The organism is Actinomycetota bacterium, assembly GCA_019347575.1.
Taxonomy (GTDB): domain Bacteria; phylum Actinomycetota; class Nitriliruptoria; order Nitriliruptorales; family Nitriliruptoraceae; genus JAHWKY01.
The window spans coordinates 1-2,316 of sequence record JAHWKY010000111.1 but is presented as its reverse complement, the minus strand read 5'-3'; the positions used below and the strand labels follow the sequence as shown (position 1 = coordinate 2,316).

The following is a 2,316-nucleotide window of genomic DNA, read 5'->3' as shown; positions in this document are numbered from 1 at the left end:
GGTCCCCGCCAGCGAGCTGAGCTTGTGATCCGGGAAACGCTCGCCGGACGAGCGTTTCCCGGATCACGTCAGCCGTTGAGCCGCAGCGGGCCGTGCGCATGGGACTACCGTTCACGGCGTGGCGCGCATCGAGGACTTCCCCCTGTTCCCGCTGGGGATCGTGGCCCTCCCCCATGAGCTCGTGCCGCTGCACGTGTTCGAGGAGCGGTACAAGGCCCTGGCCGCCGTGTGCCTCGAGCACGAGCGCGAGTTCGGGATCGTGTGGTCGACCGACGAGGGCATGAAGCGGGTGGGCTGCGCCTGCGAGATCACCGAGGTGCTCGAACGCATGGACGACGGGCGTATGAACATCCTCACGCGCGGGACGCGTCCCTTCCGCGTGCTCGAGGAGCGCGACGACCTCCCCTATCCGGCCGCCGCCGTCGAGTTTCCGCCCGACAAGGAGGAGGAGCCCGACGCCGACATCGCGCACGAGGCCCGCAAGGTCTACGCCGAGCTGGTCCGCCAGGCCACCGACGCCGAGCCGGACGAGGCCGAGCTGGCGGAGATGGACGCCTACGCCATGGCCGCGACGGTCGACTTCGGGCTGGAGGCCAAGCAGGGGCTGCTCGACCTGCGCTCCGAGAACGCCCGCCTTCGCCTGGTCGCCCGCCTCCTTCGCGCCGCGATCAAGCGGCTGGACTTCGCCGAGCGGGTCCAGGCCCGCGCGCGCTCCAACGGCAAGGTGCGCTTCTCCTAGAGCGGCCACATGGAGGCGGGCACCGCATTGCGCGACGACGGAGGGGTCAGCCGCCGAAGGCGGATTCCAGCGGGCTGATCGCGCAGCCGCCCGGGCCACACCGGGGCGCCCGGCGCGGGTCGCCGGCGGTGGCGATCAGGAAGTCACCGTCGTCGACGCCCAGGCCCACCAGAGCCGTTCCGGGCGGCAGGAACACCCGGCTGAGCTCGAGGCTGGCGATGCGCAGGCGCACCGCACCGCTGACGGGACCGTCGTCGCGCAGCCGGTGCGTGCCCGCGTAGATGCGCCCGCGGTTCCCGGTCGGCGTGAGGAGGTTGGCCGGCGCCTCCCGGGAGCCCAGCCGCTCGATGAGCGCGTGGTCGCCGCCCAGGGTGTCCAGGCGCAGCTCGGAGCGCAGGCGATCGCCGTCGCGCCACTCCCAGGTGAAGGACATGCGCCGCCCGTAGAGATCGAGGCCGGTCGGGCCGGGCAGGCCGTCATCACCGCGGCTGCCGCCGGGCTGGCGCTCGGAGCGCCCGCCGGCCAGCGGGCGCACGTAGAGGTAGGGCAGGTCGCCACGGCGCCCCGCGCGCGACTCGAAGACCCGGGCGAAGGCGACCTTGTCGCGCCAGATCGAGGGCAGGAACTCCGACGACTCGTTGGTGCTCGCCCCCTCGAGCCGGTTCTCCTGGCCAGTGGCCAGGTCGAGGCGGAAGATGTCACAGCCCCGGCCCGTGGTGCGCAACAGCACCCCGCCCGTGCCGTAGGCGTCGGGCTCCTGGGAGCAGCGTGAGTAGGCGGCCACCACGCCGTCCTCCTCGGAGGGGCCGAGGTCGACGTCGAAGGGCACGGCGCGGGGCGGTATGGGGGCGGCGGCGGGCGCCCCGTCGGGACCGCGCAGGACCAGGCGGTAGCCCGCGCCCTCCACGAAGGCACTCCAGGCGGCCCAGCCGCCGAAGGCGTCGACCTCCGTCACCCGCTGGGGCTGGGTCAGCGGCGGGCCGGGCGGCGGTGTCGGCTGCGGCGGGGCCTCCTGGGCGGGCGGGGGCACGATGCGCACCACGACGTCGTCGCCGTTGGCGGTGATGGCGTACAACGCGCCATCGGGCCCCTCGGTGACATCGCGCACGCGGCCGAACCGGTCCTGGAACAGCGCCTCGTTGATGGTCACCCGGTCGCCGTCCAGACGCAGGCGCTGGATGCGCTGGCCGCGCAGGGCGCCGATGAGGTAGTCCCCCGTCCACTGCGACCCGGGCCGACGCACGAAGATCGCGCCCGACGGGGCGATCGTCGAGTACGTGGTGAGCGGGCTGATGAACGGCTCGGGATGGTCGGGCCCCACGGCGTCGGGCCAGCCGTAGTTGCCGCCCCGCACGATGCGGTTGACCTCGTCGTTGCCGGTGGGCCCGTGCTCGTCGGCGTAGAGCTGGCCGCTGCCCGGCTGGAAGTCCAATCCCTGCGGGTTGCGGTGGCCACGGCTGACCTCCTCCAGGCCGCCGCCGGCGCCCCGGTAGAGGGTCCCGCCGATGACGATTCCGGCACCCACCCCCGCGCCGATGCTGACCACGAGGAAGTCGTCATGAGCCCTGTCCGTCCCT

The 2,316-nt window shown here is 73.4% G+C and carries 2 protein-coding genes; one reads left to right on the top strand and one right to left on the bottom strand.

Translation table 11 applies throughout. From position 1 onward, the window contains the following. The first annotated feature begins 118 nt into the window (after positions 1-118). A complete protein-coding gene (locus tag KY469_22865; protein ID MBW3665933.1) occupies positions 119-739 on the top strand; it encodes an LON peptidase substrate-binding domain-containing protein in 621 nt (206 codons plus the stop codon). A gap of 46 nt (positions 740-785) precedes the next feature. Here the strand turns inward: KY469_22865 and KY469_22860 are convergent. Further along, positions 786-2,316, bottom strand: a 1,531-nt coding sequence (locus KY469_22860) for a PQQ-dependent sugar dehydrogenase (GenBank protein MBW3665932.1), incomplete at its 5' end; no start/stop codon positions are given.